The sequence below is a fragment of the Niallia oryzisoli genome (genome assembly GCF_043641075.1).
Lineage (GTDB): Bacteria > Bacillota > Bacilli > Bacillales > Cytobacillaceae > Bacillus_BD > Bacillus_BD oryzisoli_A.
Map to the genome: position 1 here is coordinate 207,645 of NZ_JBHZRC010000002.1, position 25,381 is coordinate 233,025.

A 25,381-nucleotide genomic window follows, 5' to 3' on the forward strand; every position below is an offset into this window, starting at 1 on the left:
AGAGATATTTTTATTACCGTGATAATTTAATGATCGCGATTTATTAACTAGAGTATAAACCCTATTATGATGTTTGTAAATATAAAAAGAGTAAATTTTCTAATTATTTCGACGATGTTCTTGTCCTGTTTTAAAACATCCCTGTTAAACCTGAAGCCTAACACAAGAAAGAGATAGAAACGTATAAACAAGTTTCTACCTCTAGACAAAGAATATTTACTTATTGCATAGCCTAGCCATTAGTCAGCGATTGATACATTTCAAAAACGGTTTTCTCTATATTGCATTGTCCGTTCAAATAGAAAAGCGACGTTTCACTGTTACTTAGTTCCTTCATTATTTTTTTATAAAACGAATGGGCAAAGACACTGATATTGATAAAAACGGCATCCACCCGCTGAATTTTTGAAATATCTCGATTGATCTCACTCACATCAATAAATTCTACGTTTGGCAGGTGCTCTTTTAATTTTTGTCTCCAATTCAGTGGACCGCCGAATAATACGATTCTCTTTGTTTGGATATAATCAATCATGGCTTCGAAAGAGAGAGCATCTTTCATTTGGGCTTCCTCTTGGTATTTTGAATGGACATAGTCTCGAAGGGCATGTACCTCTCTTGTGTGCTCCTCCATCGTCTCTATTTGCTGCTCTAGCTTACGAATTTTAGAATAGGCCTCACGTAGTTCGGACTGTAACCCATCGATTTCGACTTGTTGCCTTCTGTTTGTCCGCTTCCACTCCGTCTTCTTGCGTAAAAGATATGCCTCCTGCTCGTTAATTCTCGCTTCTTTGGCTTTCATTTCAACATAATAATCCTGTTTCGATTGGTCCAGGTATAGCCTTTTTGCTTTTTGAAAATGCTGGCTTAGGCATTTCATATAGAGGCATGAGATAAAAAACAAATCCTGATCATCATGACAGATGTATTTGTATTTTTTTGCATACACCAGCTCCAAAAACATCATATCAAGATCTTTTTTGGTGAACCGCATATGCTCAGTTGCCTCTAGCTCATGAATGCCAAGGGTTTTCAGCCACCCGCCCAATGCTCCGATATATTTAGTAGGCGTGACTTGAAACACTTTCTTTTCTAGCTTTTTCGTATCCCAATTGGGATTTGTCTCGTAGATTTTTTTATACCGATGGCCGATGAGAAACTCAATAAAAAAGCCTAACGAATCAAAGCGAAAGTTCTTTGGAATATGGTATTCCTCATAAAGATCATCAATTTCCACCCGATGCTTCTCAATCGTCTCTTTTGAAAACATGACTTTTTCCAGCCTTGTTTCGTTTACTGTTGTAAAAAGTACGTTTTGAAAGGACTGCCAAGCCACATTTGTTCGATTAATGGGTTTGTTCTCTCGGGCAGAAAGGTACCAGAGGACGATATTTTGGTTTATCAATTCGATTTCCTTGATATGCTTTCCCTTTTGCCTTTTGGCAAAGCATCGCATGAAATGTTCAAAATCGATTTGTGTTTGCTGCTGTGCATATTGATAGGCAAATTTGTAGCCCTTTTTTAAGATTTGATCAAGTAAAAGATAGTGTTGATTTTGATAGCACCACTCCACGATTCCTGCTGCCTGTCTGATTTTTTCTTCGCTTTTTGCTGTGTACCTTGAAAAAAGCGGATTTCCTTTCATTCCACTACTTTGATAGGCTTCATAGAATTCCCACTCATTTGTTTTATAGCATTCCTCTAGATAGGAATGTAAATAGACATTCCCACCCAACGCAATGGATAAGAATGACAGGATAATTTGATCCTCCTGCTGTAAAGCTTCTATTTTATACATCATGTAATTTTCGCCTCATTCATATTCATATTCTTCGTTATCAATTTAACAATATTGTAATCTATGGTTTTATCTACCACAGTGATTTTTGTTAACTTTCATTAAGTTTCGTTTAGTTTTGCTAAGTTTTATTCATTTCCAGTCCATTATAACGTATGAAGTGAGTCGGTAACATTACTTTATAAGAATGATTCCTTTCTTTTTCACATGTTGTAATTCTAGGATGGCAAAAGGGAAGATGGATCCGCTGACTTAACTCATAACCCTTCCTTGACATAGCATTTTGATATACCTACATTTAAAAGAGATCGGCCAAATTGTTTTATGTATTACTACTAGAAAGGATGCGTACGTATGGAGGATAAAAGGAAGATTCTTTATGAACGTGGTACGGATGAACTAAGAATGAAAAACATCAATGCCCATAGACTTGTTCATGAATTTAACAATTGTCCAATAGAAGATTCTAATAGAAAATAGGAACTTATAAGGGAATTGTTTGGAAGTGTAGGAGTAAATCCGAGTATTGAACATAATTTCCATTGTGATTTAGGATACAACATTCACGTTGGGGACAATTTCTATGCTGGTTATAACTGTACGATTTTAGATATGGCAGAAGTAAGAATTGGTGACAACTGTATGATAGGCCCAAATGTTGGACTATATACAGCTGGGCATTCAATCGAGCCGAAAGATCGGAATAAGAGTGGTTATGCCATTTCAATACAGATTGGGAATGATGTCTGGATTGGCGGCAGCTGTGTTATTTTACCTGGAATAAGGATTGGCGATCACTCAATAATTGCGGCAGGTTCTGTTGTTACGAAGGATGTGCCCTCTAATTCAATCGTGGCGGGAAATCCTGCAAAATTACTAAAGACGATCTAGAGAACAACATTTATTACATAAAAAAAGAGCTGAAATATACAAGAAGGCATAAATTGTATATTTCGGCTCTCTTCTAAGGAACGCAGCCTCACTTCTTATATGGTGATCCCTATCCTTCTTTCTTACATGTTACCATGAGAAAATTAATTGAAGGTTTATCCTTCTTATCCTTATTGGGCTCGTCAATTTCTGAACACTCTATCAGCCCATATTTACCAAATTCTTGTTTGATGGAGTCCGAATCATAAAAATAGATTTTTACCCCGTCCATTGACTCGAAATAGTCTTGATCCAATTGTTTTTCTTTACCAAACATGGGGGCCTTTTTGGACACGGTTGTAAAAATCATATATCCATTTGGCTTTAGCTGATGATAGCAATCCCTAATAAACGTTTCTCTTTCTTGATGATTCAATAGGTGAATAAGTGCATGCGAAAATATACCATCATAGCGTTTATCATCAAAGGGCATGTCCGTTACAGAACCATGAAAAATAGGGATATTTAGTCCATTTTGACTCGCCAAATCAATTGCTGTTTTTGAAATCTCAATACCTGTCACATCGATACCATTCTCTATAAAAACCTTTGCATTTCTGCCATATCCAATCCCTGGAATTAATATGTCCCTAACATTTTTTTTAAGGAAAAAATCCTTGGTTAAGATGGCAGAGTCTGTAGGCTCGAACCCCCACATCGTTTGTTTATCTATGAAGCTTGATTCCCAGAATTCCATTTTCCTTCTGTCTCCTTAATGTAAGATATTAGTTGGCTAATCCTGATTGCCACTATTGTTTCTTTATTTTTTGAGTCATTTTAAACTATAAAGAGTAATTATCTTTTTGTAAATTTTCTTAGGTTGTAAGTAAATCTTGTTACTTGAACCATTCATTTAAATGACCAATTTGTTAACCCTGTTCCATTGAAATAACTCCTCGTGTATAATATAGAAAACGCTTTCAATATTTTGTTCGTAAACTAAGGAGGTATGATTGTGTATCCCCACCAAACAAAATTACGTATGCAAACCTTTGAAAAGTTAACAGGAGAGCAGCTGAATGAACAAGAAAATCATGCATTTTTCAACTATTCTATCGTATTAATCGGTATTGTCATAATGGTATGGCAATCAATGATATAAAAAAGTCCCCTTCTCTATGGATAAAAATGAGGGAATCGTTAAAATAACGAATTGAATCTTCGGACAGAAGTAAGCGAAATATCTTCGGATGTGTCCGAACTCTGGGCATCTTCGCACTGGAGTATGCGTAATATCCTCGGACGCGTCCGAAGTCTGAGCATCTTCGGACTGGAGTATGCGATATATCCTCCGTTGTGTCCGAACTCTGGGAATCTTCGGACTGGAGTAAGCGATATATCCTCCGTTGTGTCCGAACTCTGGGAATCTTCGGACAGAAGTAAGCGAAATATCTTCGGATGCGTCCGAACTCTGGGCATCTTCGGACTGGAGTAAGCGATATATCCTCCGTTGTGTCCGAACTCTGGGCATCTGCGGACTGGAGTAAGCGATATATCCTCCGTTGTGTCCGAACTCTGGGCATCTTCGGACTGGAGTAAGCGATATATCCTCCGTTGTGTCCGAACTCTGGGCATCTTCGGACTGGAGTAAGCGATATATCCTCCGTTGTGTCCAAACTCTGGGCATCTTCGGACAAGAGAAAGCGAAATAGTATCGGGTGACCAAAGTAAAATTATAAGAAAAAGCATGGCGAATTCTTGCGAATACCCATGCTTTTTCTTTCGTTATTTCATTTATTTTTTTTACCTTTTGTACCGCAAAAGAGAACTCTGTTTCAGGAAAAAACAAATTTTCGTTAATGACCGGCCTTTTGATCTAAACCACCTGATTTATGAAACACAGCAACACGTTCAAGTAACGTGGCACTTGACTCGTTTAAGCCAATGATTTGAGCTTTCATTCCATTCTCATGGAATTTCAGAACCACCTTATCAATAGCATTTACACCTGATTCATCCCAGATATGTGCACGAGACAAATCGATATCCACTGTTGTGATATTCTCTTGTTTGAAGTTGAAGGAAGAAACAAAATCGGTTACAGAAGCAAAAAACAACTGACCCTCTACCTTGTATTCCACTTTTTGCAGTTTAGTGTTTGCTGTTTCGGTCACGTTCACTTTTGAAATTTTCGATGCGAAAAAGAGCGCACTTAACACAATACCGAGTATCACACCAATGGCCAGGTTATCAGTCAATACGACTACAACAACCGTCGCCACCATCACAACTGCATCTGTTTTTGGTAGCTTGTGCAGTCGTGTTAAGGAACCCCAATCAAATGTACTGATCGATACCATAATCATAACGGCTACAAGCGCTGCTAAAGGAATTTGAATCACGATTTTATTTAACACGATGATCAGGAACATTAAAAACACACCAGCAACAAACGTGGAAAGACGGCCGCGTCCACCCGATTTCGTATTAATAACAGATTGTCCAATCATCGCACAGCCTGCCATACCTCCGAAAAAGCCATTTACAATGTTAGCTATTCCCTGTCCCCTGCATTCTGCATTTTTGTTACTTGTTGTATCGGTCATCTCATCAACAATTTGCGCTGTTAATAGCGACTCGATTAAACCAACCAAAGCCAATGACAGAGCATACGGAAAAATAATACGTAAAGTTTCTAGGTTCAATGCAATATCCGGAAGGAAAAAATGTGGCAATGTGTTTGTAATGCTGCCCATATCCCCAATGGTTTTGACACCACTACCCGTATAAATGGCAATCAAACTAATCACAATAATCGCAACAAGTGGTGATGGAATCGCCTTTGTTACTTTAGGAAAAAGATAAATGATGGCTAATCCACCGGCTACCATGGCATACATGGGCCATGATTCACCTGAAAACGATGGTAGCTGGGCTGAAAAGATTAAGATGGCTAGCGAATTGACAAACCCTATCATAACCGAACGAGGAATAAATTTTACCAATTGTCCGATCCGTAATACTCCTAGCACGATCTGTATGATTCCTGTTAAAATAGTAGCTGCCAGCATATACTGAATTCCATAGTCTTTTACTAATCCAGCGAGTACAAGAGCCATCGCGCCTGTTGCCGCGGAAATCATTCCAGGGCGTCCTCCGACAAATGCAATCACCACAGCCATACAAAACGATGCATATAAACCAACCATTGGATCAACACCCGCAATAATTGAGAATCCAATGGCCTCTGGTATTAAAGCCAATGCGACAACAATTCCGGCAAGAATATCTGCCCTCACATTGGAGAACCATTCTATTTTTAATTTGTTACTCACTTCTGCATCCACCTCATCTTCTTTGTTTATTAGACTTTAACTCTTTTAAAGTCAGGTTCGATTACAATAGTACTAGTCTATCATTTGCGTTCCCAAAAAGGAACCATTTTGAATCTTTTTTTACCAATACAAATTATGGTATGATGGAAGAAATGTCTGAATCGTTAAAGGAGCTATTATGTTAGTTGGATATATGAGACCCTATCATGAAGATCCCGAATGCAGTGATCAGCTGCTGCTGTTGAATCGGATGAATTGTGAAAAGATCATCAGGGAAGAACATGGCTCAGCCAAAAAAAGAACACATCTCAAGGATATGCTCCATCATCTCAAGCCTGGCGATAAAATCATTATTACAAAGCTGTTTGCTTTTGCTGATTCAACGCAACACTTAGTCGAATTATTAGAAACTATTGATCAAAAGGGTGCCTATCTACAATCCATTACGGAAGGCATTGATACAAGCCTTCCGGAGGGATATCGCTTCCATGACATAATCAAGCACCTGCTCGTCTTTCAAGGTGATGTGATCAGTGAAAAAACAAAACAGGGCATGTATGAAGCCAAACAAAAGGGCATCTCAACGGGAAGACCAAGAAAACCTGATGAAAATGTAAAACGCGCCATTACAATGTATCAAAGTAAAAAGTATAGTCTAGCTGAAATCAAAGAACAAACAGGAATTAGTAAATCGACTTTGTATCGATATCTTGAAAGTGAAATGATGTGATTTTAGGCTAATCACTCAGTTTCCCTCCTGCGCAAATTTTTGAATACGTTCTCCTATTTCATCACGGACACGTTGGAAGAATGCCCATTTTTCTTCGTCTGATCCTTCAGCTTTTGCAGGGTCATCAAAACCCCAGTGAACTCGTTTTACCTGTGGAGGAGTTACTGGGCAGTGGTCTGCTGCGTGTCCGCATAACGTAACAACTAAATCAGCATGGTTTAGAATTTTAGGATCGATAACATCGGACGTTTGAGTAGAAATATCTATGCCCACTTCTTTCATTGCTTTTACAGCATTAGGATTTAGCCCATGTGCTTCAATACCAGCACTACGAACTTCCCACTCATTATTTAAATATTTCTTAGCCCAACCTTCTGCCATCTGGCTCCTGCAAGAGTTTCCTGTACATAAAAAATAGATTGATTTTTTGTTCGACATTGGTATATTTCCTCCTGATTTAATTATTGTATGGTAGCTCGAAAATACTTCCTTTCCCATCGTAAAGCTACATGAACAAGAGCAATTAGGACAGGAACTTCTACTAACGGACCAATAACGGCAGCAAAGGCTTCTCCGCTGTTAATACCAAATACTGCAACTGCAACAGCAATCGCTAATTCAAAGTTATTACTTGCAGCTGTAAAGGAAAGGGCTGCAGTTACCGGATAGGTCGCTCCTGCTTTGCGAGAGGCAAAAAAGGATACTGTAAACATAATTAAGAAGTAGATTAGCAATGGAATCGCAATGCGAACCACGTCTAATGGTAAGGCAATCATCTGATCTCCTTTTAATGAGAACATCATCACAATCGTAAATAATAAAGCGATTAGTGTAAGCGGAGAGATTTTAGGTAAAAATTTACCCTCATACCATTCCTTCCCCTTCACTTTTAACCCGATAAAGCGTGTCAACATACCAGCCACAAAAGGTATTCCTAAATAAATCAGTACACTCTTTGCAATTTCCCACATCGAGATAAAGACAGATAAATTGTCTAATCCGAATACACCGGGAAGGACATTTAAGAAGAAATAAGCAAAAATGGAATAGAATAAGATCTGAAAGACAGAGTTAAACGCTACTAATCCTGCTACATATTCACGGTCCCCTTGTGCTAAATCATTCCAGACAATAACCATGGCAATACAACGGGCCAGTCCAATCATGATTAAACCAGCCATATATTCAGGTTTATCATGTAAAAAAATAATGGCTAAAAAGAACATTAAAACAGGACCAAGCAGCCAATTTTGAAATAAAGATAGCAAAAGCACCTTCCAATCTTTAAAAACTCGCCACATTTCCTCATATTTTACTTTGGCAAGTGGTGGATACATCATAATAATTAGACCAATAGCTATTGGAATATTTGTGGTACCTGCTGAGAACGTATCTAGTACCTTTTTAAAATTCGGAAATATTACCCCGATAAAAATACCTAGAAACATGGCTGCAAATATCCATATTGTTAAGTATCGATCTAAAAATGAAAGCTTTTTTGTTAAACTTTGATTCGACATCTGAATCACTCCTTCTTGATGACATTAACAACAATTGCATTTAATAATTGAAATTTCTTCTAACTCGTCTATAATGGCTTGAATATGCGGTGGTAAAGGGGCATTTAATCGATAATGCTTCCATGTTCCTGCTGACCTTTCTGCAATGATTCCAGCTTCTTTTAACTTTTTTAATTGTTGACTGACAGCAGGTTGAGATACATTTAAAACATCTACGAAATCACAGGCACAGACTTCCCCTTTTTTAAGACAGGCTAACAGCTTTAATCGATTAGGATCACTCACAGCCTTTAACTGCTTTGCCATTCGTTCAAAACTCTCCAAATAAGTCATCCTTTCTTTATATAATCATTTGATTATATAATACTTCTCTTATATATTAATGGCAAGTCTATTATTCAAGCAATCTGTCCGTTACTTTCGTGTTTCATCATATCCTATTTATCTTTATTCAACTATCATGCCCCCAAGCACAAAAAGCGACTGCTCTACTGAACAATCGCACACTATATAGTAGTACAAAGAATCAAAAAAATATGAAGCTTATCCTTTAACAGCTATAATGATTTTTTTCATCATTTTAATGATTATGTATACAAAATTAGACTTAACACACTATCTTAAGCCTTTGAATGGTCCTTGTCCTTCAAAATATTGATCGATTATTTCTAAAACACCACTTTCATTATTCGAAGGTGCCATATATTTCGCTGTGTTTTTAACTTCTTTGCTGCCATTTTCCATCGCAAAGCTATACTTTACATGCCTTAGCATCTCGAGATCATTGCCACCATCACCAAATGCCATGGTTTCATCATCTTTAATCTTCCATTTTTCTTGTAATAATTGTATACCAGAAGCCTTATGATTCTCGGCAACAATTAAATCGATACTTCCATGCCCACTAGAAACAGGTGTTACTAAATTCCCAATTCTACTATGCAGCAACTCCCTTAATTGAACAGTTTCGTCTTTCGGACAACCTAATGCAAATTTTAAGATCTGATCAGTAACCACTTCGAAACTTGTTACCCTCTTTAACCGGTGATAATACTTATTCACTATTTCAAAAAATGGATCCGATACACTCTCTAGCACATATGCACTTTCTTTTCCGCATAACACAACCGAAAGTTTAGTATGTGCTGCCAGCTCTTCAAGAATAAGACTTACAAGCTTTTTGGGTATATCAACTGAAAATACTTCTTCTCCTTGATCCACAATAAAAGCACCATTTTCAGAAACATAGCTGATTTCATCCTGTATATCACCAAAGAATGATTTCAATTGATAATATTGATTTCCACTTGCAACAACAAAGTGGATTCCCAGCTCTTTCATTTTTAGATATTGTTTATAAAATCTTTCATTATCATATTTCATTTGGTTATTAAGAAATGTTCCATCCATGTCTACAGCTATGAGCTTTATTGCCATTCCGGTTCCTCCAATATCATGAACTTATTACACTTTCCCCAAATAGCTTCTTGTGATAGTGGGAATGTTGATGTTCCCATTCCTGCTATATGTTTCAAATACCTTCGTTAATGCAGTAATGAAGGGTTTGTACTCCTTGTCAGTCTCTTTCGGGGAAAAGGAAGCTGATACATACCTGCCCAAAAATCCGGTTAATGTAATGTGTAAGTCATTGCGAAATTGTTTACATTCATATGTTCCATCTTTAAAAAATTGCTGAAATAGAATTGGGTTTTCTTCTATCCCTCCGCTAAAGCCTTTATAATTTGGACAGTATGTTTGACAAACCTCAGCACTTTCCTTGTTGATATCGGTTGACATATCACGGCTATTCCACACAAGGGCTACTTTCGCATTCGGCTTCAAAATCCGTTGACATTCCAATCTGAACTGCTCGATGTCGAACCAGTGAAATGCCTGTGCGACTGTTATTAAATCGAGACAATGATTATCTAGAGTTGTCTGTTCAGCCGTGGCTTTTACTGAAATAAATCGGGTATCAAACTTTACTGTTTGTTCCGCTACTGTTCTCATCTGATCATTTGGTTCCACTCCGATTACAGTATATCCCCTTTCCAAAAGCTGCCTGCTTAAAATTCCCGTCCCTGATCCAATATCCGCAATCAGACATTCCTCGTGTAAGCCAGCCTCGGAAATTAGATATTCAATATACTCAAGAGGGTAGCTTGGACGATATTTTGCATATACTTCGGCTTTATCTGTGAATCTATCTGTTGATTTCATCAAACCACTCCTCCTCTTGTATCGCTATCGGTCGAAATTTATTTTTCCAACAATAAGGTGGAATTAATTATGCCATACTTGCATGTTGAATCCAATTCTCTAGAGGCCATCTCTCGTTTTAGATGACGGGTATATACCAATGAAAAGATTTCTAAAAGGCTTTTCACTATTTGTGAAAAGCCTGCAGTAATTATTCTGTTTTCATCCGCTTAATTCTTATGGTCGCCGTCAAAAAGGTGATGAGCCCAGTCAAGAGAATAATGGTGCCGCAAGCTGCAAACAGGACGAACATTTTTTGACCGCCGTCTGTTGAAGCTTCATAACTGAAATAGCTTAGGGAAAATAACGCTACGCTAATCAGGAATAAATAATAAGCATACCATTTTCTCACCCGCTTAAAAAGAGCGTTTCCTACTAATAGTAGTAAATATAAACCGCTTACTGTCATAATCATGGGAAAGGTAGGCCGGTATTTGGCAGCGTAAACAAAAAAGTCCCATTGTAAAATATCACTTGATTCCTTAACATAGCCACCCATCAGCTGAGAAATCGGTGTTGAAGTCCCCCATTCTGATGGTCGATCCAAAATCGCACTGCCTTCATACCAGGCAGCAAGAAAGGAAAATAAAAAAACAACAAAGGCAGTACAGAACTGAAAAATAAATCGCAGCATGAAAAATAACCTCCCATTTAGGATTTGACAACCTTCCTTTTGTGGTACTCTGGCTGATTTTCCATTAGATTCATCCCTCTTACAACTCTACCGAAACTAAACAAGCTGTTTTAACAGTTGCTTTTTTTCAAATAGACTTTAGGCACCGCCATATGCAATTTTGTAGTATGTACTAAATTCTTCGTTTGGTGAAAAAACCCTTCCTGGCGCAGCAAAATTCCTGTTGCTAATTAATTTAAAAACGATTATTCCTTTATGAATCGAAGGAAAGACAATCGGCATTAGTTAACTTTTTTAGCTAATCAATATTCGTACAATCAGAAAAGGCGATACCTTGTTTAAGTATCGCACCAATTCCCCGTGTTTACTTAACAACAAAATACATAACTAGAACATACCATTCTCATTGGGAGAATTCTCCGGTATCGCCTGACCTACATCCCAGAATTCAACAATGAGGTCATTATGGAACCGAAAGATATGAACCACAGCTCCCCCAGGGTCGGCTTTGTTTTGCTTAACATGGGAGTGGACCGCAACCATGTCACCTTCATCGATGACCTGTTTAACCTCAAATACTTTATCAGGATTCGTCACAGCATTCTCTTCCATAGCGAGCATCAGTGAGTCAGCATCTCCTTGAAAAAAGGGGTTATGATGGCGGAAATCCGGACTACTGTACCTTTTGTATGCTTCGCGTACGTCCCCCGATGCAACCAGCTGTAAAAACGACACAGCCTTCTCTTTTAGAGCATTATTCATTGAACATCATCCTTTCTTTATACGTGCTGCCTTTGATACCTTTTTAACAAAAAACTTATCCTTTCACATACCTTTATCAATTCTCCAGAAAGATAAAAGATACCTTCTTCCACTATCCTGTCCTTTTTTTAGAACAAAGCATGCAGCTTTTCGTATCATTTTTTATCAACCATATTCAAACTTAAGAATTAACGTATTTTATCAACTAGAAGAGTACGGTCTACTCTCTACGAGATAAAACCATCATCTATTGGAATAATAAGCAAAGGACTTTAAATTGATGGAGGTAAATAAGGAATGAGGGATACTAACGCAAGTAAAGCTACACCTAAATTGCACTTTATGCTTAAGTCTACGCCGCCAAGGATAACTTTTCATCAGGATATGACAGACGAAGAACGAGAGATTATGTTAAAACATATTGCCTATTGGACGGAAAAGCAAAATCAAGGGATTGCTCTAGTCTTCGGTCCTGTATCAGAGCCTTCAGCTCCTCACGGACTTGCCGTCATTGAAGTTGAACATGAAGCGGAGGTCCCAAAGCTTATAGCAGATGACCCAGCCGTACTAGCTGATATTATGAAAACTGAATTTTATCCGATGAAGGCTGTGGTACCGAGCCGATAGGGTTTACTATGTAAGAGGGTCTGATAATAACTAAAATGAAATTAAAAATGTTGTTTGCTGGTTCATTAAAAGAAGAAATAGGCATTTTACACGAGTTCGTGGATTGATAGTTCTCGTGACTTGGGTTGAACATGGCTTGTGGGCACTATCATGGATTGATAGTGCCCGTGACTAGGGCTGAACATGGCTTGTAGGCACTATCGAGCATTGATAGTTCCCGTGACTAGCACTTAACATGGCTTGTAGGCACTATCATGGATTGATAGTGCCCGTGACTAAGGCTGAACATGGCTTGTGGGCACTATCGAGCATTGATAATGCCCGTGACTAGGGCTGAACATGGCTTGTAGGCACTATCGAGCATTGATAATGCCCGTGACTAGGGCTGAACATGGCTTGTGGGCACTATCGAGCATTGATAGTTCCCGTGACTAGCACTTAACATGGCTTGTAGGCACTATCGAGCATTGATAGTTCCCGTGACTAGGGCTGAACATGGCTTATGGGCACTATCGAGCATTGGAATAAGAATTGATGATAACAAAAAAATTGAACGTCTTAAAATCTGTTACCGTCACACAAAATTTATAATAAAACGTAAAACTTATATTGAAATAATTATTTTAAATATTTATAATATGAAAGCATATTATATATTAATCACTTATTAATTTTTTGAAAAATAAATATTCTTCTAAAATAATAAGCGTTAATTATTTCATGGAGGTTTTAGTTTGTCTAATAAAGTACCATTTTCATTTATAGTCGTTATAGGTTTAATGCTATTTGCTCTATTCTTTGGTGCAGGAAATCTAATCTTTCCACCAATGCTTGGTCAATCAGCCGGTATGAATATCTGGACTGCTAATGCAGGGTTTCTAGTAACTGGAGTTGGATTACCGTTGCTTGGCGTGTTAGCATTTGGTTTTTCAGGGAAAGATGATTTACAGTCGTTAGCAAGTCGTGTCCACCCTGTCTTTGGTATTGTATTCACAACTGTTCTTTATTTAGCCATTGGTCCGTTATTCGCCATGCCTAGAACAGGAAATGTTTCCTTTGAGATAGGGATCAAACCTTTTTTATCCGAAAATTCAGGACCTGTTCCTTTGCTTATTTTCACCATTATCTTTTTTAGCATTACGTGCCTTTTTTCACTCAATCCCGCGAAAATTGTCGAAATCGTAGGGAAAGTATTAACTCCAATCAAGCTAACGTTTATTGGAATCCTAGTAGTAGTTGCTATTATTCATCCAATTGGAGATTTTCAAGCACCTGTAAAGGGCTACACTGCTCAACCATTTTTTAATGGGTTTAGAGAAGGGTATTTAACAATGGATACTCTTGCATCCTTTGTGTTTGGCATCATTATCATTAATGCCATTAAAGAAAAAGGTGCAACAACAAAAAAACAAATTTTGGTTGTGTGTGGAAAAGCGGCTGGAATTGCTGCCTTTACCCTTGCAGTCATTTATTCAGCTCTTGCTTACATGGGTGCTTCAAGTGTCGAAAAACTTGGACTTTTAGATAATGGAGCTACTATTTTGGCAAAAGTCTCGGAATATTATTTTGGAACCTATGGTGGAATCCTATTAGGATTACTGATTACGGTTGCATGTTTAACAACGAGCATCGGGCTTGTTACAGCATGCTCTGCATTCTTCCATAAGCTATTTCCAAAGGTTTCTTACAAAACAATAGCTATTTGTTTATCTATTTTTAGTGCCATCGTTGCAAATATTGGACTTACACAGTTAATTGCGATTTCTGTACCTGTATTAACAGCTATTTATCCATTAGCTATTGTATTGATTTTCTTAACATTTCTTCATTCTTTATTTAAAGGAAAAGCGGCTGTATATCAAGGGAGCTTACTTTTAACCTTTATTATTAGTTTTTTTGATGGATTAAATGAAGCGGGTATCCACCTTGAATCGATTAATCATTTCTTTACGGCTATTCTTCCTATGTACGAGATCGGACTGGGCTGGGTTATTCCCGCTATTGTTGGGGGATTCATAGGGTATGGCAGCAGCCTATTACGAATGAAATCCAACCTTAAACATCAACTCGATTAATACGACGGCTGGAGCCAAACTTATGAGGAATATACTGTGCTCCGACTTAAATTCTTATTTAAAGAAGCAAAAAGACCTGCTGTATAAGCAAGTCTTTTTATTATGTATTGATATTTATAGATTTATTGATTTCTATAAATAAACATGCCAAAGAGCATAGGTATGATCATCAAAAGTCCTACTGTTAAAGTAGGGATAGGTAACTTCGAGGAATAAATAGCACCCATCTCTCCTAGATAGCCTGCGGTTATAAAAGGAATAGCCGTTTTCGTTTTGTCTGCACCCTTTTTCGCAAAAAACCAAGCGTCCCATACGGCATATACATAGAAGCCCGGATAGAACAACATACCGTCATAGACCACTACTTCTAATGCTTGACTATGAAAACCATTGAAATCAAGTTGAATCGCTTTGTTTATGTTTCCAACTGTATTGTCCCAGTGCTCGATGACAACAAAGATAATCCCTTTTAAGAATTGTCCATTATAGATTTGTCCAAACCCTGGCATGAGCATAGAAAATAATGAAGAAATATTTCTCATATCAAATTCCTTTTTTACAAAACATTATTCCCAATAGTTGGTACTTTATACTAATTGTTATATAACATATAAAACAAATACATGTTTATCGCCTAACTGTTATATAACAAATATTCTTATATTTTCTCAATGAACTTCCATCGTTTTTAGTAAGTCTTATTTATGTTATATGTATATAATCCTCCATTCGTCATACTCAAGAAAACAAGGGACATCCAAAGATTTGTCCCTTGCTACTCTTTTTACCCATTCAGGTTTGTTATCGCTTCCAATTCTACCTTCTCTTTTTTAGAACGAATACCCATCCATACGAGGACACCACAAACTCCTAAAATCAGTGCCATAACATAGAATGCGTAGTGAAAGCCAGCTGCCATCGTAGAAGCTCGTTCGATGAAAATTCCTGTTACATAGGGTCCAACCATTCCTCCGATTGAACCAACTGCTACAAAGATTCCTTGCGCCTTTCCTAAATGCTGTGGCTGAACAATTTCAACAAGGATGGTTGGTCCTAATACAAGGATGACTGCTCCCAAAGTTAAACCTAGAGATAAAAAGGTAACAGCTAACGTTGATGAACTCGTTAAACTGCCTAATAGATAAAAAAGTCCCCCTGTTACTATAACTGGTCCCATCACAAAGACCCTTGATTTAATCATACTCCCCGTTTTACGATATAATCGATCGGAAAACATTGAAAAAAACAATTGTGATGCAATGGTTAATAAAGCTGGTGCCGTTACGGCTAATGACAAGCCAGCATTCCCTAATTTTAAGACGGTTGCAAAATAATTTGGTACCCAGGACATGAAAACGGACATGGACCAATAGGCAGTAAAACCGGTTAATATGACAATTAAGAAGTTTTTTGATAGAAAGGTAGGTAGAAAACTTTCTTTAGCAGTATTCGAAATGACTTGATTACCCTGTTTGTCTTCAAGCGAAACCGGTTTTTCTTTTCCAAAAATCGCCCAAAACACTAGCCAAATTAACGTAGAAATTCCTGCTGCTAAAAATGCGGAACGCCAACCGAAGTTAGTAATGAGATAGATACAAACCGGTGCGGAAATGGATAATAATACAGGTGCACCAATTGAGACAAGGGAAAGGCCTGTTCCTGTTTTTTCTCTAGGAAGCCATTTAGAGGCAGCTGTCATCGCTAATGCATAAGATGGACCTTCTGCAACACCAAGTATAACTCGTGTTAATAATAGAATCGGCAGGCTATAAATAAATAAGGTTGAAAATTGTACGACTGCCCATAATATAACCATTATCGTAATCACATGCTTTGTTCCAAACTTGTCTGCTATAGACCCACCAAGAATAGCTGAAACTGCAAATAACCAATAGAAGGCACTACCAATCAATCCCCATTCAGTTGGTGAAAGCCCTAATTCATCCATGATCGGTACGGACGCAAATCCAATCATCGCTTTTTCTACATTACTAATCCCAATCATAAGAAATAACAGTAAAATCATCGCCCAAGCTTTTTTGGTTATTTTTGAGTTTAGTTTCTCCATCCCTTTTCCTCTCCTCACTAGTAACGAAGCATCCTATCAAAGTGTTTTCACATGATTTAGATAGAAGCTCTTCGAGACACATGTTTAAAATAAATTTCACCTATTTATTTGATTTCTAATTGATCATCCTATTAAAAGATCAAAGCAATTCAATCGTTGAGAATTCAGAGATGGTTCAATTTTTATGAAACTAATAATCACCCTGTTCCAGCCATTACTAGAAGCACGATCAAAAACGATCAACCACTGAAATTCCTAGATTCGTATACTCGCTCATTCCGGCGATTACCTGATAGGCCTCATCTAAGGACACCCGCTCCGTTACTAATTTACTAGGATCAATATTCAAGCTGTCTATTAGGTTAAACATCGCTGGATATCGTGAGGTCGGCATGCCTGAGCTTCCAACCAATTGAATCTCTTTCGCAACCATCATATCGATCGGAAGGGAAATAAAGCCCTTTTCCTTTTTGGTCGTCAACCCGATTTGCAGATGACGGCCGCGCTTTCCTAGACCTAAAATGGCATTTTGACAGGTATCTGAGATTCCTAATGCATCAACAGAAACATCCGCTCCACCTCTAGTAATCTCACGAACTGCTTCTACAGGATTATTTTGTGCCCCATTTACCGTGATATGTGCGCCTAATTGCTTGGCTATCTCTAATTTATCCTCGCCAATATCCACGGCAATTACTTTCGCACCAAGAGAGCTTGCTAGTTGTATAGCTGATAAGCCTACCCCGCCACAGCCATGTATCACGACCCATTCACCCGCTTGAACCTTTACTTGATCAACAATCCCATGATAGGCGGTTACAAACCGACAGCCTAATGAGGCAGCAGATACAAAATTCATGGTTTCGGGTAAGGTAACGAGATTTCCATCCGCATTTGGAACATGGACATACTGACTATATCCTCCCCAATAGTTGATTCCTGGTATCACCCGGTTATCACATAGATTCTGATGGCCTCCTAGACAATGCGGGCAGGTATTATCACTTTGAGCGACAGGAACAATGACTTTATCACCCTTTTTAAACTTCCTAACATGATTTCCGACTTCCTCTACGATGCCTGTAAATTCATGGCCCAAGACATGAGGGAATTCCTTCACCACATTTGCATCTCCTGCCCATATATGCCAATCACTGCGACAAATTCCATTTGCCATCACCTTGATGATGACTCCATCTGGTGTTAGGGCTGGATCGGAAACCTCCTTTACCACCATTGGTTTCCCTGTTTCTTCTAATAAAAGAGCACGCATCATTGATTCCCCCTGTTTTTCCTTATTGTCTCGTCCATGGTTTTCATTTTATTACAGTGCACTTTTGTGGTACGTAATGCTATGGTAATTAACAAATTCATTTAAGCCATGAATACCTCGTTCCCAGCCCATACCGCTTCTTTTTACCCCACCAAAAGGAACTAGATGCATGCCAAGTGGCGAATCGATACTTCCATTGATACCTGTACAGCCGGCTTCTATTTTTCTGGCAACAGCAAGGCCTTTCTCGTAATCCGATGTCCAAACAGAAGAACCTAAACCATATTCTGTATCGTTAACCATTCGGATAACTTCTTCTTCGCTTTGATACGACACCAGTGGAATAACAGGACCAAACTGTTCACATTGGACAATTTCTTGATGATTCTTCACATGAGTGACAACCGTTGGATGGATGTAATACCCATTCTTCCAATTATCCTGTTCAAGCTTCGTACCCAATTCAGTTACTTGAGCATATTGCTTTGCCCTTTGAATAAGAGAGGTAACATATTCGTATTGGTGTTTATTATTAACAGGCCCGAATGTCGCATCCGGATGTAAACCATGACCAATTTTATATTGATCGACATAGCTCATGAAAATACGACATGCATCCTCGTATAATCTTTCAGGAATATAGATTCTCTTTGTCGCTACACATACTTGTCCAGAACGTCTAAAGGTTAAGTTTGAAAGCTGCAGCATAACCTCTTCAAGCTTGGCATCTTCTAGAATGATCGCAGGATCATTACCGCCTAATTCAAAGTGCACTCGTTTTAACGAGTCTGCAGCAGATTTCATAATGTTAATCGCCGTTTTTTCTCCACCGGTCAACGTAATTTTTCGTACAAGTGGATGGGATGTTAAGGCTTCTCCGACTTCAACATCTCCATGAACAATGTTTAGGACACCTGGTGGGAGTAGCTTTGACATTTCTCTAAATGCAAGTGAAACAGCAAGAGATGCGTTCGGTGATGGTTTTAGTACAACGGTATTTCCCGTTACTAAAATCGGCACGACTTTCCCCATGGCAATCGCCATCGGTACATTCCAAGGTGTAATCGCAACAACTACTCCAAGTGGCACCTTTTCTATACTGATTCGTGTGTGTTCATCCTCAGCATATGTAGGCTCGAAAAATTCCTGCGCAAGCTTTACCGTTTCCCGAATGGACATGATAGATCCCTTTATATCCACGAGACAGGAAGAAAAAAGCATACCTGTTTCTTTTGTTAGTAATGTTGCATAGTGATTACTATTTTTTTCAAGAATATCTGCTGCGTCTAAAAGCAGCTGGATCCTTTGTTCGAGGGGCGTATTCCGCCAAGAAAGAAAGGCTTGATGTGCTGCTTTAACCGCTAGGTCAACGTGATGGGCTCTTCCTTGTGCTACGGTTCCAACCCTATCCGTTAACCTTCCAGGATCCACAATCTCTATATACCGGTCTGTCTTCACATCCTCATGATTAATCCATAAATCGATTTGATGAACATTCACTTGATTTATACTCAACCTTTTCATCGCTCCTCTTTTATATTTTCTAAATATTCAGAATTCAAATTGTAAAACAAGCACCATCAAATTCTTTCAGGTTGCTTTGCATAGCTTTTATCATAGGAGTTAGACAGAATCATAGTGGCAGCTTCCAAATCCAAAGGTCTTGGTGAAAATACGGAAGGTTTATAGAATTTATCTATGTTCGCCAACATTTCTTCCTTGTTTGGTATAAATGATTTCATTGTCGGCATATTCGCATCACTATACAAAGAGTTCACGGTAGCTCTTGCAATGTCACCTATTTGTTCTGAAGATGCTTCAGCAGGAATATCTGCTCCCAAGGCTTCTGCTACTAATCGAACTTTATCTGGTGCAACAGGTGCGATATAGGAAAGTGCTTCTGCTAAAAGAAAGGCCACTGCGTTACCATGCGGGATGGAATAAACACTGCTAAGAGGTGAGCCTAAGTCATGCGGGATCCCGCCAAATGGTCCTCTAAGTGACATGCCTGCTAGTGTGGCAGCCAATGCCATACCTTCGCGGGCTTCCAGATTTGATCCATCTTTTACTGCAGTACGTAGATGTTTTCCAACAAGTGTGATGGCCTCTAATCCCAGCACATCACTAATTCTGTTACTATGTTTAGACGTTACCGCCTCAACGGCATGGCATAGCGTATCAAACCCTGTTGCTGCGGTAATAGCAGATGGTAGATTTACATGAAGGGCAGGATCAATAATCCCCAAGCTTACTCCACAAATAATGGGTCTCTTGATATGGGTAAGACTGTCCGTAATAACCCCTCCAGGTGTCGCTTCACTGCCTGTACCTGCTGTCGTTGGCAGCACAATAAGTGGCTTCATGATTTTCTCATCAAGGGGAGCAGAATCTAGTTTTGCATAATAATTACTGATCGGACCCTTATAAGATAATAGGATTCTTACGCCTTTTCCTGTATCCAACGAGCTCCCCCCGCCTACTGCCAGGATGCCGTTCACGTTTTCTCGTAACCCCAGCTCTGCAGCCTCGTTTACGGAATAATCGGGTGGGTTCGGCTCTACCTTATCGTAGGTCACAATTTCAATTCCACTTGAGGTAACATACTCTGTAATGATATCGACAATCCCTGCAGACTTTATTCCTTGATCATAGATGAAAAGAACCTTCGTTACTCCCAATTCCTTTAGCTTTTCTCCAATCGTTTTAGAAGAACCCATTCCAAATAGTAATTTATTTGGGCTATCAAATACACTTGCCATGTTTCTCATTCCTCCTTTTAGTTTCCTCACCATTCTAGTAAACCTTTTAAAAGGCACCCCCTTTTAATAAATGATATCGCTTGCATAATAATTAGTCAGTATACTGACTAATTGGGATAAAAATCTTATCCATTTATATAGTGAAAAATTTTTAATTACTATTTCTTAATTTTTTAAGTGTAGCAACTAAAAATTCTTTCTCCTGATCAGTTAAATCTTTAGATAAAAATCCATTGACTTCTACGGCTTGCTCCAGCATGGCATCTTTAATAGCAAATGCTTTTTCTGTTACATAGATCAAGCTAGATCGTTTGTCAGACGGATTAATTCCTTTTCTAACATAACCGAGATTTTCAAGTTTATTGACGATTCCACTTATGGTCGTCCGATCCTTTTGAATCATTTCGCCTAATTGCAGCTGGTTAATTCCATCCTTCTTAAATAAATAAGTAAGGGCCACTGCTTGTTCCGGAGTAAGAGTAAATTCAGACAGTCTCTCCTGTGCAAGTGCAAAAGCTTTCTGATTGCACTTGGAAAGTAGAAACGATAAGCTATCATTTAGTTCAAACATGAAAATGACTCCTATCTGATAAATTGGTTCGTTATCGATCGAATCTTACTAATTTTTACTTCACTGCAAATAATCAGTATGCTGACTATTTGCATGTTAGCATAGCTCAATTGTTAAGTCAATATTTAGAATTTTTAAAATATTAAATATTACTCCATCTGTACTAACTGCTATAGTAATATAAAACCAACCATTGATTATGTATTATCCATATACTGATGCTATAAAAATAGTCGTTTCTCTAAGAAACGACTTCAAATAAAGTGTTAGTTCTTTTCGTATTCTTTTTTTAAAATAGAAAAAACCTTTGTGTCACGAAATTCTCCTTTAATAAACTCGTTCTTTCTTAAAATACCTTCGAGCTTCATTCCAACCTTTCGCATCACATTCTCTGAACCTATATTATCCCTGTCACATCCACCTTCGATTCGATTTAAGCCAATCACTTCAAAGCCGAATCTGATTAACCCCTGAAGGGCTTCAGCTGCATACCCCCGTCCCCAATACTGTTTATTTAAAACATAACCAACCTCTGCCCTGCTATGTTTTTCAGACCAGGCTATAAATGCACAATTCCCGATAACCTTGTTGCTTTCTTTGTGAACGATTGCCCAATCGACAGATTGACCCTTTTCATGTCGGTCCATGACCACTTTTACAAAATGATTGAGGGTTTCCTCTTTCGTCTTCGTAACGTCCCAGGTCATATGATGCGTTATTTCAGGGTTAGAGAAGATCTCAAATAAGTCATCAAGATCCTCTAATGCTATCCTTCGTAATAAAAGTCGCTCTGTTTCCAAAACGGGTATCTCTTTTAGAAAATTCCCGATTTCCATACGGTCCACCTTTACTTTCTCTGATCTAATTGTGAGGATCTAGCAGTTGAAACCTGTTCGGACTGATCTCTTGGGTTACGCTTGTCCCTTGTCTAAAGGTAGCTTTTGTTCGGACTGATTCCTCGGGTTGCGCTTGTCCTTTGTCTGAAGGTAGCCCTTGTTCGGACTGATTCCTTGGGGTCCGCCTGTCCATTGTCTGAAGGTAACTCTTGTTCGGACTGATTCCTCGGGTTGCGAACTTCCCTTGTCCGAAGGTGGGACTTGTTCGGACTGATTCGACGGGTTGCGCTTGTTCCTTGTCTGAAGGTAGCTCTTGTTCGGACTGATTCCTCGGGTTACGCCTGTACCTTGTCTGAAGGTAGGACTTGTTCGGACTGATTCCTCGGGTTGCGCTTGTCCTTTGTCTGAAGGTAGCCCTTGTTCGGACTGATTCCTTGGGTTACGCCTGTCCCTTGTCTGAAGGTAGGACTTGTTCGGACTGATTCCTCGGGTTACGCCTGTCCCTTGTCTGAAGGTAGGACTTGTTCGGACTGATTCGACGGGTTGCGCTTGTTCCTTGTCTGAAGGTAGCTCTTGCTCGGACTGATCTCTTGAGTTAGGCTTGTCCCTTGTCTGAAGGTAATCTTATTCCGCTGCTAACTCCCCCAAATACAGTCTATTAGTAAGGACCAAACTATTCCTTTATGATAATTCTTTTATATACCATGCATCCATCGCACCATGCTCGGAGCCATCTAGTGGTCTATCAAGCTGTTGGAAGCCTAATTTACTATAAAGATGGTTTGCTGTTTCGAGTTTCTTCAATGTTTCTAAGTAACAATGTGTATAGTGTCCCTTTGCGAAATCGAGTGCTGCCTTCATCAGCTCCTTCGACAAACCCTTGCCTTGTGCTTCGGGTGTAATGTATAGCTTTTGTAGCTCGCAAATCCCCTCCATCTCTCCAAAGGGGGCAATACCCACTCCGCCAACCACTTCATCCTGTTCATTCACGGCAACCCAATACTTCGCATGGGGTTGTTCCTTGTAAAATTGTGATAAATGCCCTAGCTGAGGATCAAAGTAGGCTGTTCCTGGAATGTCCAGATTGAATGATTCCAATGAGCGTTTAATGATTTGCTCCATTGTTCTATTATCCTTTTCTTCTATTTCACGAATTTCCATCGTTTCATCTCCATATTTAAATGATTTTTTATTTTAATATAATTCTTCCTATCATTCAATATTTTTTGCAAATTGTCTTCGGCAATTGAACTCTCATTACACAAAAAAGCTAATGAAATAAAAAATGACGTGCACCATATACACGTCACTTTTTATTCATAGGTACCCATAGAAAAGGAGTTTTTATCATTTCTTGGGACTATGTGTAAGAATAATATATTCATATGATAGCTTTTGATTTTGTTGAAGGGGTCGAATTATTCGTTACTTCTTAGAATATCATCCACGGTCTTTTTCATCGTATAAATCACGGTTTTCTTGTAACATGCCGCAATACGGAGCACTCTTAATTGTTCCGAGCGGGATAGATTTTGAAATCGAGGCTCTTTTTTCAAAAAGGAACGAACAATTGACCAGCTGGTTGGCATGAAAGGAAAGTCATCTAGGGGTTGTTTCTTCTGTAAACGATAAAACAACGAGAGCATTCCGTTAGAATCACTTTTATCAACGATGCATGGCGCATACAAACTTTTGGTGTGTTTTTTTAGATTTTCGTATCGTTCCTGCCCGCTAACAATGATGTAGCTGCCATCCTTTCGATTTTTTTTTACAACCATTACATACATCATGCAGTCCCACATTAACCTCTGAAGCTTCTTCATATGCTTCGTTATTTTCAGCGATAAATCAGGTTTGATTTTGCTTAGTGGAATGTACTCTATCGTAAATTTCATAAGCAGCCCTCCTGTAATTATACATGTTTCTCCTTAAGCCTTCTTTGGAGCAGGTGGGTGTATTGGTAAATGTTTGGGATTTATTAAGATTATGAAGTCAAATGATTGCCAAAAGCTAAAGTCCCTCTAGAGGATATGTATGAAGTGATCGCATGTCACATTCGAAGGAATGATGAAATGTATCGATGCCATGCCCTATCCTCTACTCAATTATTTGACTCTATGGGAAAAGAGGAAACAAAAGGCTAATAATTGAATGATGTTACCACGGGCTGATTATACAATCCCTCCATTTCGGGCAAGCTAAAAAACGTGCGACCTATTGAAGGTATAAGATATAATAAAACATGTTAATCAAAAGGTGTAATCAATTTATTTTCTTTTGGAGGAAAACGAAATGGACAAGCAAGGACAAGAAAAGTTTTTAAATTATATTTTACAAAGGGTCCAAGAGGGCAAAGAGGAAGAAGCAAAAGAAATCCTAACTGAAAACTTCAGAAAACAGGCTGAAGGCTCTTTTTCACAAGAAGATATTCAAGCGTTCATCCCAAAGATGATGAATCTATTAAAACCAGAAAAATTAGAAGAAGTACAAGCGGTTGTGAAACAATTTTCTGGAGACTTCGGAAATAAATAATGAAAATAACGATAAGTCAAAAGAGAACCAAACAATTTTGGTTCTCTTTTTTGTTGCTATAAAGGATCTTCGATAAAGGATATCCCCCATCGCCCCTTCTATTTTACGATTCTGAACAGTGCTCTTCTTCTCTGCTTTTCCATTTTCTTATTATATTCTCTAATGGCTACTGTTCCTACTGCTGATAAAATTAGCAGAATCATAGCAATCCCCGCTGGAATATTTACACTTAAGACCCCACAGGTTATAGCAAATACAAGAACGGCTAACACAACTAACAAATAAAGCTCCCCCTCAATATGTTCGATTTGTTACAAATTTAGTAAATATTTCTTACGAAAGTGACAATTATCTCCATATAGTTTAATCCTAAATTATCTGACCGTAAAGAAAATTGCATAGGAAGGTGTGACTAAATTTCTTATTCTGAAATATCAATTGATTCTAGCAATCATTTAAGTATTCGCTGTAAGAGAATGGTTGCCTTTTGACAGATTTCCTTCATGATCCATTCTCTTTGTCGCAAGAATGGCTCACTTCTGACAGACTTCCTTCATCATCCATTCTCGTTGTCGCAAGAGTGGCTCACTTCTGACAGATTTTCTTCATGATCCATTCTCTTTGTCGCAAGAATGGCTCACTTCTGACAGACTTCCTTCATGATCCATTCTCTTTGTCGCAAGAATGGCTCACTTCTGACAGACTTCCTTCATGATCCATTCTCTTTGTCGC

General features: G+C 38.5%; 28 protein-coding genes. 8 read left to right on the forward strand and 20 right to left on the reverse strand.

The window, feature by feature from the left end:
- Nucleotides 1-232: 232 nt before the first annotated feature.
- A complete protein-coding gene (locus ACHUFV_RS10525; protein WP_394233833.1) occupies nucleotides 233-1,801 on the reverse strand; it encodes a hypothetical protein in 1,569 nt (522 codons plus the stop codon).
- A gap of 351 nt (nucleotides 1,802-2,152) precedes the next feature.
- Between ACHUFV_RS10525 and ACHUFV_RS10530 the strand changes: the two genes are divergently transcribed.
- Nucleotides 2,153-2,278, forward strand: coding sequence for a hypothetical protein (locus tag ACHUFV_RS10530; protein WP_394233835.1), 126 nt, complete (start codon nucleotides 2,153-2,155; stop codon nucleotides 2,276-2,278).
- A 15-nt stretch (nucleotides 2,279-2,293) separates the two neighbouring features.
- On the forward strand, nucleotides 2,294-2,689 hold the full coding sequence (locus ACHUFV_RS10535) for a sugar O-acetyltransferase (protein WP_394233836.1): 396 nt from the start codon (nucleotides 2,294-2,296) through the stop codon (nucleotides 2,687-2,689).
- A gap of 109 nt (nucleotides 2,690-2,798) precedes the next feature.
- Here the strand turns inward: ACHUFV_RS10535 and ACHUFV_RS10540 are convergent, their stop codons facing one another.
- The gene (locus ACHUFV_RS10540) at nucleotides 2,799-3,425 is read right to left on the reverse strand and encodes a class I SAM-dependent methyltransferase (protein ID WP_394233838.1); all 627 of its coding nucleotides are present in this window, start codon (nucleotides 3,423-3,425) and stop codon (nucleotides 2,799-2,801) included.
- 258 nt (nucleotides 3,426-3,683) lie between these two features.
- On the opposite strand from ACHUFV_RS10540, the gene ACHUFV_RS10545 reads away from it, so the two are divergent.
- A complete protein-coding gene (locus tag ACHUFV_RS10545; RefSeq protein WP_394233840.1) occupies nucleotides 3,684-3,830 on the forward strand; it encodes a hypothetical protein in 147 nt (48 codons plus the stop codon).
- A gap of 694 nt (nucleotides 3,831-4,524) precedes the next feature.
- Here the strand turns inward: ACHUFV_RS10545 and ACHUFV_RS10550 are convergent.
- Nucleotides 4,525-6,003 (reverse strand): SulP family inorganic anion transporter, encoded by a 1,479-nt coding sequence (locus ACHUFV_RS10550; protein WP_394233841.1) that lies wholly within the window; start codon nucleotides 6,001-6,003, stop codon nucleotides 4,525-4,527.
- A gap of 178 nt (nucleotides 6,004-6,181) precedes the next feature.
- Here ACHUFV_RS10550 and ACHUFV_RS10555 point away from each other — a divergent pair, with 178 nt between their 5' ends.
- Nucleotides 6,182-6,733, forward strand: coding sequence for a recombinase family protein (locus ACHUFV_RS10555; RefSeq protein ID WP_394233843.1), 552 nt, complete (start codon nucleotides 6,182-6,184; stop codon nucleotides 6,731-6,733).
- 15 nt (nucleotides 6,734-6,748) lie between these two features.
- On the opposite strand, the gene arsC is transcribed toward ACHUFV_RS10555, so the two are convergent.
- From arsC to ACHUFV_RS10590, 7 genes are all read right to left on the reverse strand, one after another.
- Nucleotides 6,749-7,171: an arsenate reductase (thioredoxin) gene (arsC, locus tag ACHUFV_RS10560; RefSeq protein WP_394233845.1), complete on the reverse strand. Its 423-nt coding sequence runs from the start codon at nucleotides 7,169-7,171 to the stop codon at nucleotides 6,749-6,751.
- Nucleotides 7,172-7,194: 23 nt separating this feature from the next.
- Nucleotides 7,195-8,253, reverse strand: coding sequence for an ACR3 family arsenite efflux transporter (gene arsB, locus ACHUFV_RS10565; protein WP_394233847.1), 1,059 nt, complete (start codon nucleotides 8,251-8,253; stop codon nucleotides 7,195-7,197).
- Between the two features lie 24 nt (nucleotides 8,254-8,277).
- The gene (locus ACHUFV_RS10570; RefSeq protein WP_394233848.1) at nucleotides 8,278-8,586 is read right to left on the reverse strand and encodes an ArsR/SmtB family transcription factor; all 309 of its coding nucleotides are present in this window, start codon (nucleotides 8,584-8,586) and stop codon (nucleotides 8,278-8,280) included.
- A 282-nt stretch (nucleotides 8,587-8,868) separates the two neighbouring features.
- Nucleotides 8,869-9,690: a Cof-type HAD-IIB family hydrolase gene (locus ACHUFV_RS10575; RefSeq protein ID WP_394233850.1), complete on the reverse strand. Its 822-nt coding sequence runs from the start codon at nucleotides 9,688-9,690 to the stop codon at nucleotides 8,869-8,871.
- Nucleotides 9,691-9,717: 27 nt separating this feature from the next.
- Nucleotides 9,718-10,473: a class I SAM-dependent methyltransferase gene (locus ACHUFV_RS10580; protein ID WP_394233852.1), complete on the reverse strand. Its 756-nt coding sequence runs from the start codon at nucleotides 10,471-10,473 to the stop codon at nucleotides 9,718-9,720.
- 190 nt (nucleotides 10,474-10,663) lie between these two features.
- Nucleotides 10,664-11,146, reverse strand: a complete 483-nt coding sequence (locus ACHUFV_RS10585; protein WP_394233854.1) for a DUF4306 domain-containing protein — start codon at nucleotides 11,144-11,146, stop codon at nucleotides 10,664-10,666.
- Nucleotides 11,147-11,533: 387 nt separating this feature from the next.
- Nucleotides 11,534-11,908, reverse strand: coding sequence for a nuclear transport factor 2 family protein (locus tag ACHUFV_RS10590; protein ID WP_394233856.1), 375 nt, complete (start codon nucleotides 11,906-11,908; stop codon nucleotides 11,534-11,536).
- 297 nt (nucleotides 11,909-12,205) lie between these two features.
- Between ACHUFV_RS10590 and ACHUFV_RS10595 the strand changes: the two genes are divergently transcribed.
- Together ACHUFV_RS10595 and brnQ are read left to right on the forward strand one after the other, a co-directional pair.
- Nucleotides 12,206-12,535 (forward strand): YciI family protein, encoded by a 330-nt coding sequence (locus ACHUFV_RS10595; protein ID WP_394233858.1) that lies wholly within the window; start codon nucleotides 12,206-12,208, stop codon nucleotides 12,533-12,535.
- 734 nt (nucleotides 12,536-13,269) lie between these two features.
- Entirely contained in the window at nucleotides 13,270-14,610 is a 1,341-nt protein-coding gene (gene brnQ, locus ACHUFV_RS10600) for a branched-chain amino acid transport system II carrier protein (protein WP_394233860.1), read from the forward strand.
- Between the two features lie 122 nt (nucleotides 14,611-14,732).
- Here the strand turns inward: brnQ and ACHUFV_RS10605 are convergent, their stop codons facing one another.
- From ACHUFV_RS10605 to ACHUFV_RS10645, 9 genes are all read right to left on the reverse strand, one after another.
- Nucleotides 14,733-15,152: a hypothetical protein gene (locus ACHUFV_RS10605; protein WP_394233862.1), complete on the reverse strand. Its 420-nt coding sequence runs from the start codon at nucleotides 15,150-15,152 to the stop codon at nucleotides 14,733-14,735.
- 242 nt (nucleotides 15,153-15,394) lie between these two features.
- Nucleotides 15,395-16,678, reverse strand: coding sequence for an MFS transporter (locus ACHUFV_RS10610; RefSeq protein ID WP_394233864.1), 1,284 nt, complete (start codon nucleotides 16,676-16,678; stop codon nucleotides 15,395-15,397).
- A gap of 229 nt (nucleotides 16,679-16,907) precedes the next feature.
- Nucleotides 16,908-17,954, reverse strand: a complete 1,047-nt coding sequence (locus tag ACHUFV_RS10615) for a zinc-dependent alcohol dehydrogenase family protein (protein ID WP_394233866.1) — start codon at nucleotides 17,952-17,954, stop codon at nucleotides 16,908-16,910.
- Nucleotides 17,955-18,002: 48 nt separating this feature from the next.
- Nucleotides 18,003-19,466: an aldehyde dehydrogenase family protein gene (locus tag ACHUFV_RS10620; RefSeq protein ID WP_394233868.1), complete on the reverse strand. Its 1,464-nt coding sequence runs from the start codon at nucleotides 19,464-19,466 to the stop codon at nucleotides 18,003-18,005.
- A 65-nt stretch (nucleotides 19,467-19,531) separates the two neighbouring features.
- Nucleotides 19,532-20,710 carry an iron-containing alcohol dehydrogenase gene (locus ACHUFV_RS10625; RefSeq protein ID WP_394233870.1) on the reverse strand — a complete coding sequence of 393 codons (1,179 nt, stop codon included), beginning with the start codon at nucleotides 20,708-20,710 and terminating at the stop codon, nucleotides 19,532-19,534.
- A gap of 151 nt (nucleotides 20,711-20,861) precedes the next feature.
- Nucleotides 20,862-21,281 (reverse strand): MarR family winged helix-turn-helix transcriptional regulator, encoded by a 420-nt coding sequence (locus ACHUFV_RS10630; protein WP_394233872.1) that lies wholly within the window; start codon nucleotides 21,279-21,281, stop codon nucleotides 20,862-20,864.
- Between the two features lie 266 nt (nucleotides 21,282-21,547).
- Complete coding sequence (locus ACHUFV_RS10635) at nucleotides 21,548-22,117, reverse strand: GNAT family N-acetyltransferase (protein WP_394233874.1); 570 nt, start codon at nucleotides 22,115-22,117, stop codon at nucleotides 21,548-21,550.
- A gap of 681 nt (nucleotides 22,118-22,798) precedes the next feature.
- Complete coding sequence (locus ACHUFV_RS10640; RefSeq protein WP_394233876.1) at nucleotides 22,799-23,278, reverse strand: GNAT family N-acetyltransferase; 480 nt, start codon at nucleotides 23,276-23,278, stop codon at nucleotides 22,799-22,801.
- A gap of 257 nt (nucleotides 23,279-23,535) precedes the next feature.
- Nucleotides 23,536-24,012, reverse strand: coding sequence for a hypothetical protein (locus tag ACHUFV_RS10645; RefSeq protein ID WP_394233877.1), 477 nt, complete (start codon nucleotides 24,010-24,012; stop codon nucleotides 23,536-23,538).
- Between the two features lie 105 nt (nucleotides 24,013-24,117).
- On the opposite strand from ACHUFV_RS10645, the gene ACHUFV_RS10650 reads away from it, so the two are divergent.
- Entirely contained in the window at nucleotides 24,118-24,261 is a 144-nt protein-coding gene (locus ACHUFV_RS10650; RefSeq protein ID WP_394233879.1) for a hypothetical protein, read from the forward strand.
- 148 nt (nucleotides 24,262-24,409) lie between these two features.
- Complete coding sequence (locus tag ACHUFV_RS10655; protein ID WP_394233880.1) at nucleotides 24,410-24,649, forward strand: hypothetical protein; 240 nt, start codon at nucleotides 24,410-24,412, stop codon at nucleotides 24,647-24,649.
- Between the two features lie 98 nt (nucleotides 24,650-24,747).
- Here the strand turns inward: ACHUFV_RS10655 and ACHUFV_RS10660 are convergent, their stop codons facing one another.
- Nucleotides 24,748-24,930: a hypothetical protein gene (locus ACHUFV_RS10660; RefSeq protein WP_394233882.1), complete on the reverse strand. Its 183-nt coding sequence runs from the start codon at nucleotides 24,928-24,930 to the stop codon at nucleotides 24,748-24,750.
- Nucleotides 24,931-25,381: the final 451 nt, after the last annotated feature.

What these genes read in the sequence shown, in the direction of transcription:
- ACHUFV_RS10525 (WP_394233833.1), bottom strand. Translation starts at nt 1,801, where the DNA reads ATGATGTATAAAATAGAAGCTTTACAGCAGGAGGATCAAATTATCCTG.
- ACHUFV_RS10530 (WP_394233835.1), top strand. Translation starts at nt 2,153, where the DNA reads ATGGAGGATAAAAGGAAGATTCTTTATGAACGTGGTACGGATGAACTA.
- ACHUFV_RS10540 (WP_394233838.1), bottom strand. Translation starts at nt 3,425, where the DNA reads ATGGAATTCTGGGAATCAAGCTTCATAGATAAACAAACGATGTGGGGG.
- ACHUFV_RS10555 (WP_394233843.1), top strand. Translation starts at nt 6,182, where the DNA reads ATGTTAGTTGGATATATGAGACCCTATCATGAAGATCCCGAATGCAGT.
- arsC (WP_394233845.1), bottom strand. Translation starts at nt 7,171, where the DNA reads ATGTCGAACAAAAAATCAATCTATTTTTTATGTACAGGAAACTCTTGC.
- arsB (WP_394233847.1), bottom strand. Translation starts at nt 8,253, where the DNA reads ATGTCGAATCAAAGTTTAACAAAAAAGCTTTCATTTTTAGATCGATAC.
- ACHUFV_RS10570 (WP_394233848.1), bottom strand. Translation starts at nt 8,586, where the DNA reads ATGACTTATTTGGAGAGTTTTGAACGAATGGCAAAGCAGTTAAAGGCT.
- ACHUFV_RS10575 (WP_394233850.1), bottom strand. Translation starts at nt 9,690, where the DNA reads ATGGCAATAAAGCTCATAGCTGTAGACATGGATGGAACATTTCTTAAT.
- ACHUFV_RS10580 (WP_394233852.1), bottom strand. Translation starts at nt 10,473, where the DNA reads ATGAAATCAACAGATAGATTCACAGATAAAGCCGAAGTATATGCAAAA.
- ACHUFV_RS10585 (WP_394233854.1), bottom strand. Translation starts at nt 11,146, where the DNA reads ATGCTGCGATTTATTTTTCAGTTCTGTACTGCCTTTGTTGTTTTTTTA.
- ACHUFV_RS10590 (WP_394233856.1), bottom strand. Translation starts at nt 11,908, where the DNA reads ATGAATAATGCTCTAAAAGAGAAGGCTGTGTCGTTTTTACAGCTGGTT.
- ACHUFV_RS10595 (WP_394233858.1), top strand. Translation starts at nt 12,206, where the DNA reads ATGAGGGATACTAACGCAAGTAAAGCTACACCTAAATTGCACTTTATG.
- ACHUFV_RS10605 (WP_394233862.1), bottom strand. Translation starts at nt 15,152, where the DNA reads ATGAGAAATATTTCTTCATTATTTTCTATGCTCATGCCAGGGTTTGGA.
- ACHUFV_RS10610 (WP_394233864.1), bottom strand. Translation starts at nt 16,678, where the DNA reads ATGGAGAAACTAAACTCAAAAATAACCAAAAAAGCTTGGGCGATGATT.
- ACHUFV_RS10615 (WP_394233866.1), bottom strand. Translation starts at nt 17,954, where the DNA reads ATGATGCGTGCTCTTTTATTAGAAGAAACAGGGAAACCAATGGTGGTA.
- ACHUFV_RS10625 (WP_394233870.1), bottom strand. Translation starts at nt 20,710, where the DNA reads ATGGCAAGTGTATTTGATAGCCCAAATAAATTACTATTTGGAATGGGT.
- ACHUFV_RS10630 (WP_394233872.1), bottom strand. Translation starts at nt 21,281, where the DNA reads ATGTTTGAACTAAATGATAGCTTATCGTTTCTACTTTCCAAGTGCAAT.
- ACHUFV_RS10635 (WP_394233874.1), bottom strand. Translation starts at nt 22,117, where the DNA reads ATGGAAATCGGGAATTTTCTAAAAGAGATACCCGTTTTGGAAACAGAG.
- ACHUFV_RS10640 (WP_394233876.1), bottom strand. Translation starts at nt 23,278, where the DNA reads ATGGAAATTCGTGAAATAGAAGAAAAGGATAATAGAACAATGGAGCAA.
- ACHUFV_RS10645 (WP_394233877.1), bottom strand. Translation starts at nt 24,012, where the DNA reads ATGAAATTTACGATAGAGTACATTCCACTAAGCAAAATCAAACCTGAT.
- ACHUFV_RS10655 (WP_394233880.1), top strand. Translation starts at nt 24,410, where the DNA reads ATGGACAAGCAAGGACAAGAAAAGTTTTTAAATTATATTTTACAAAGG.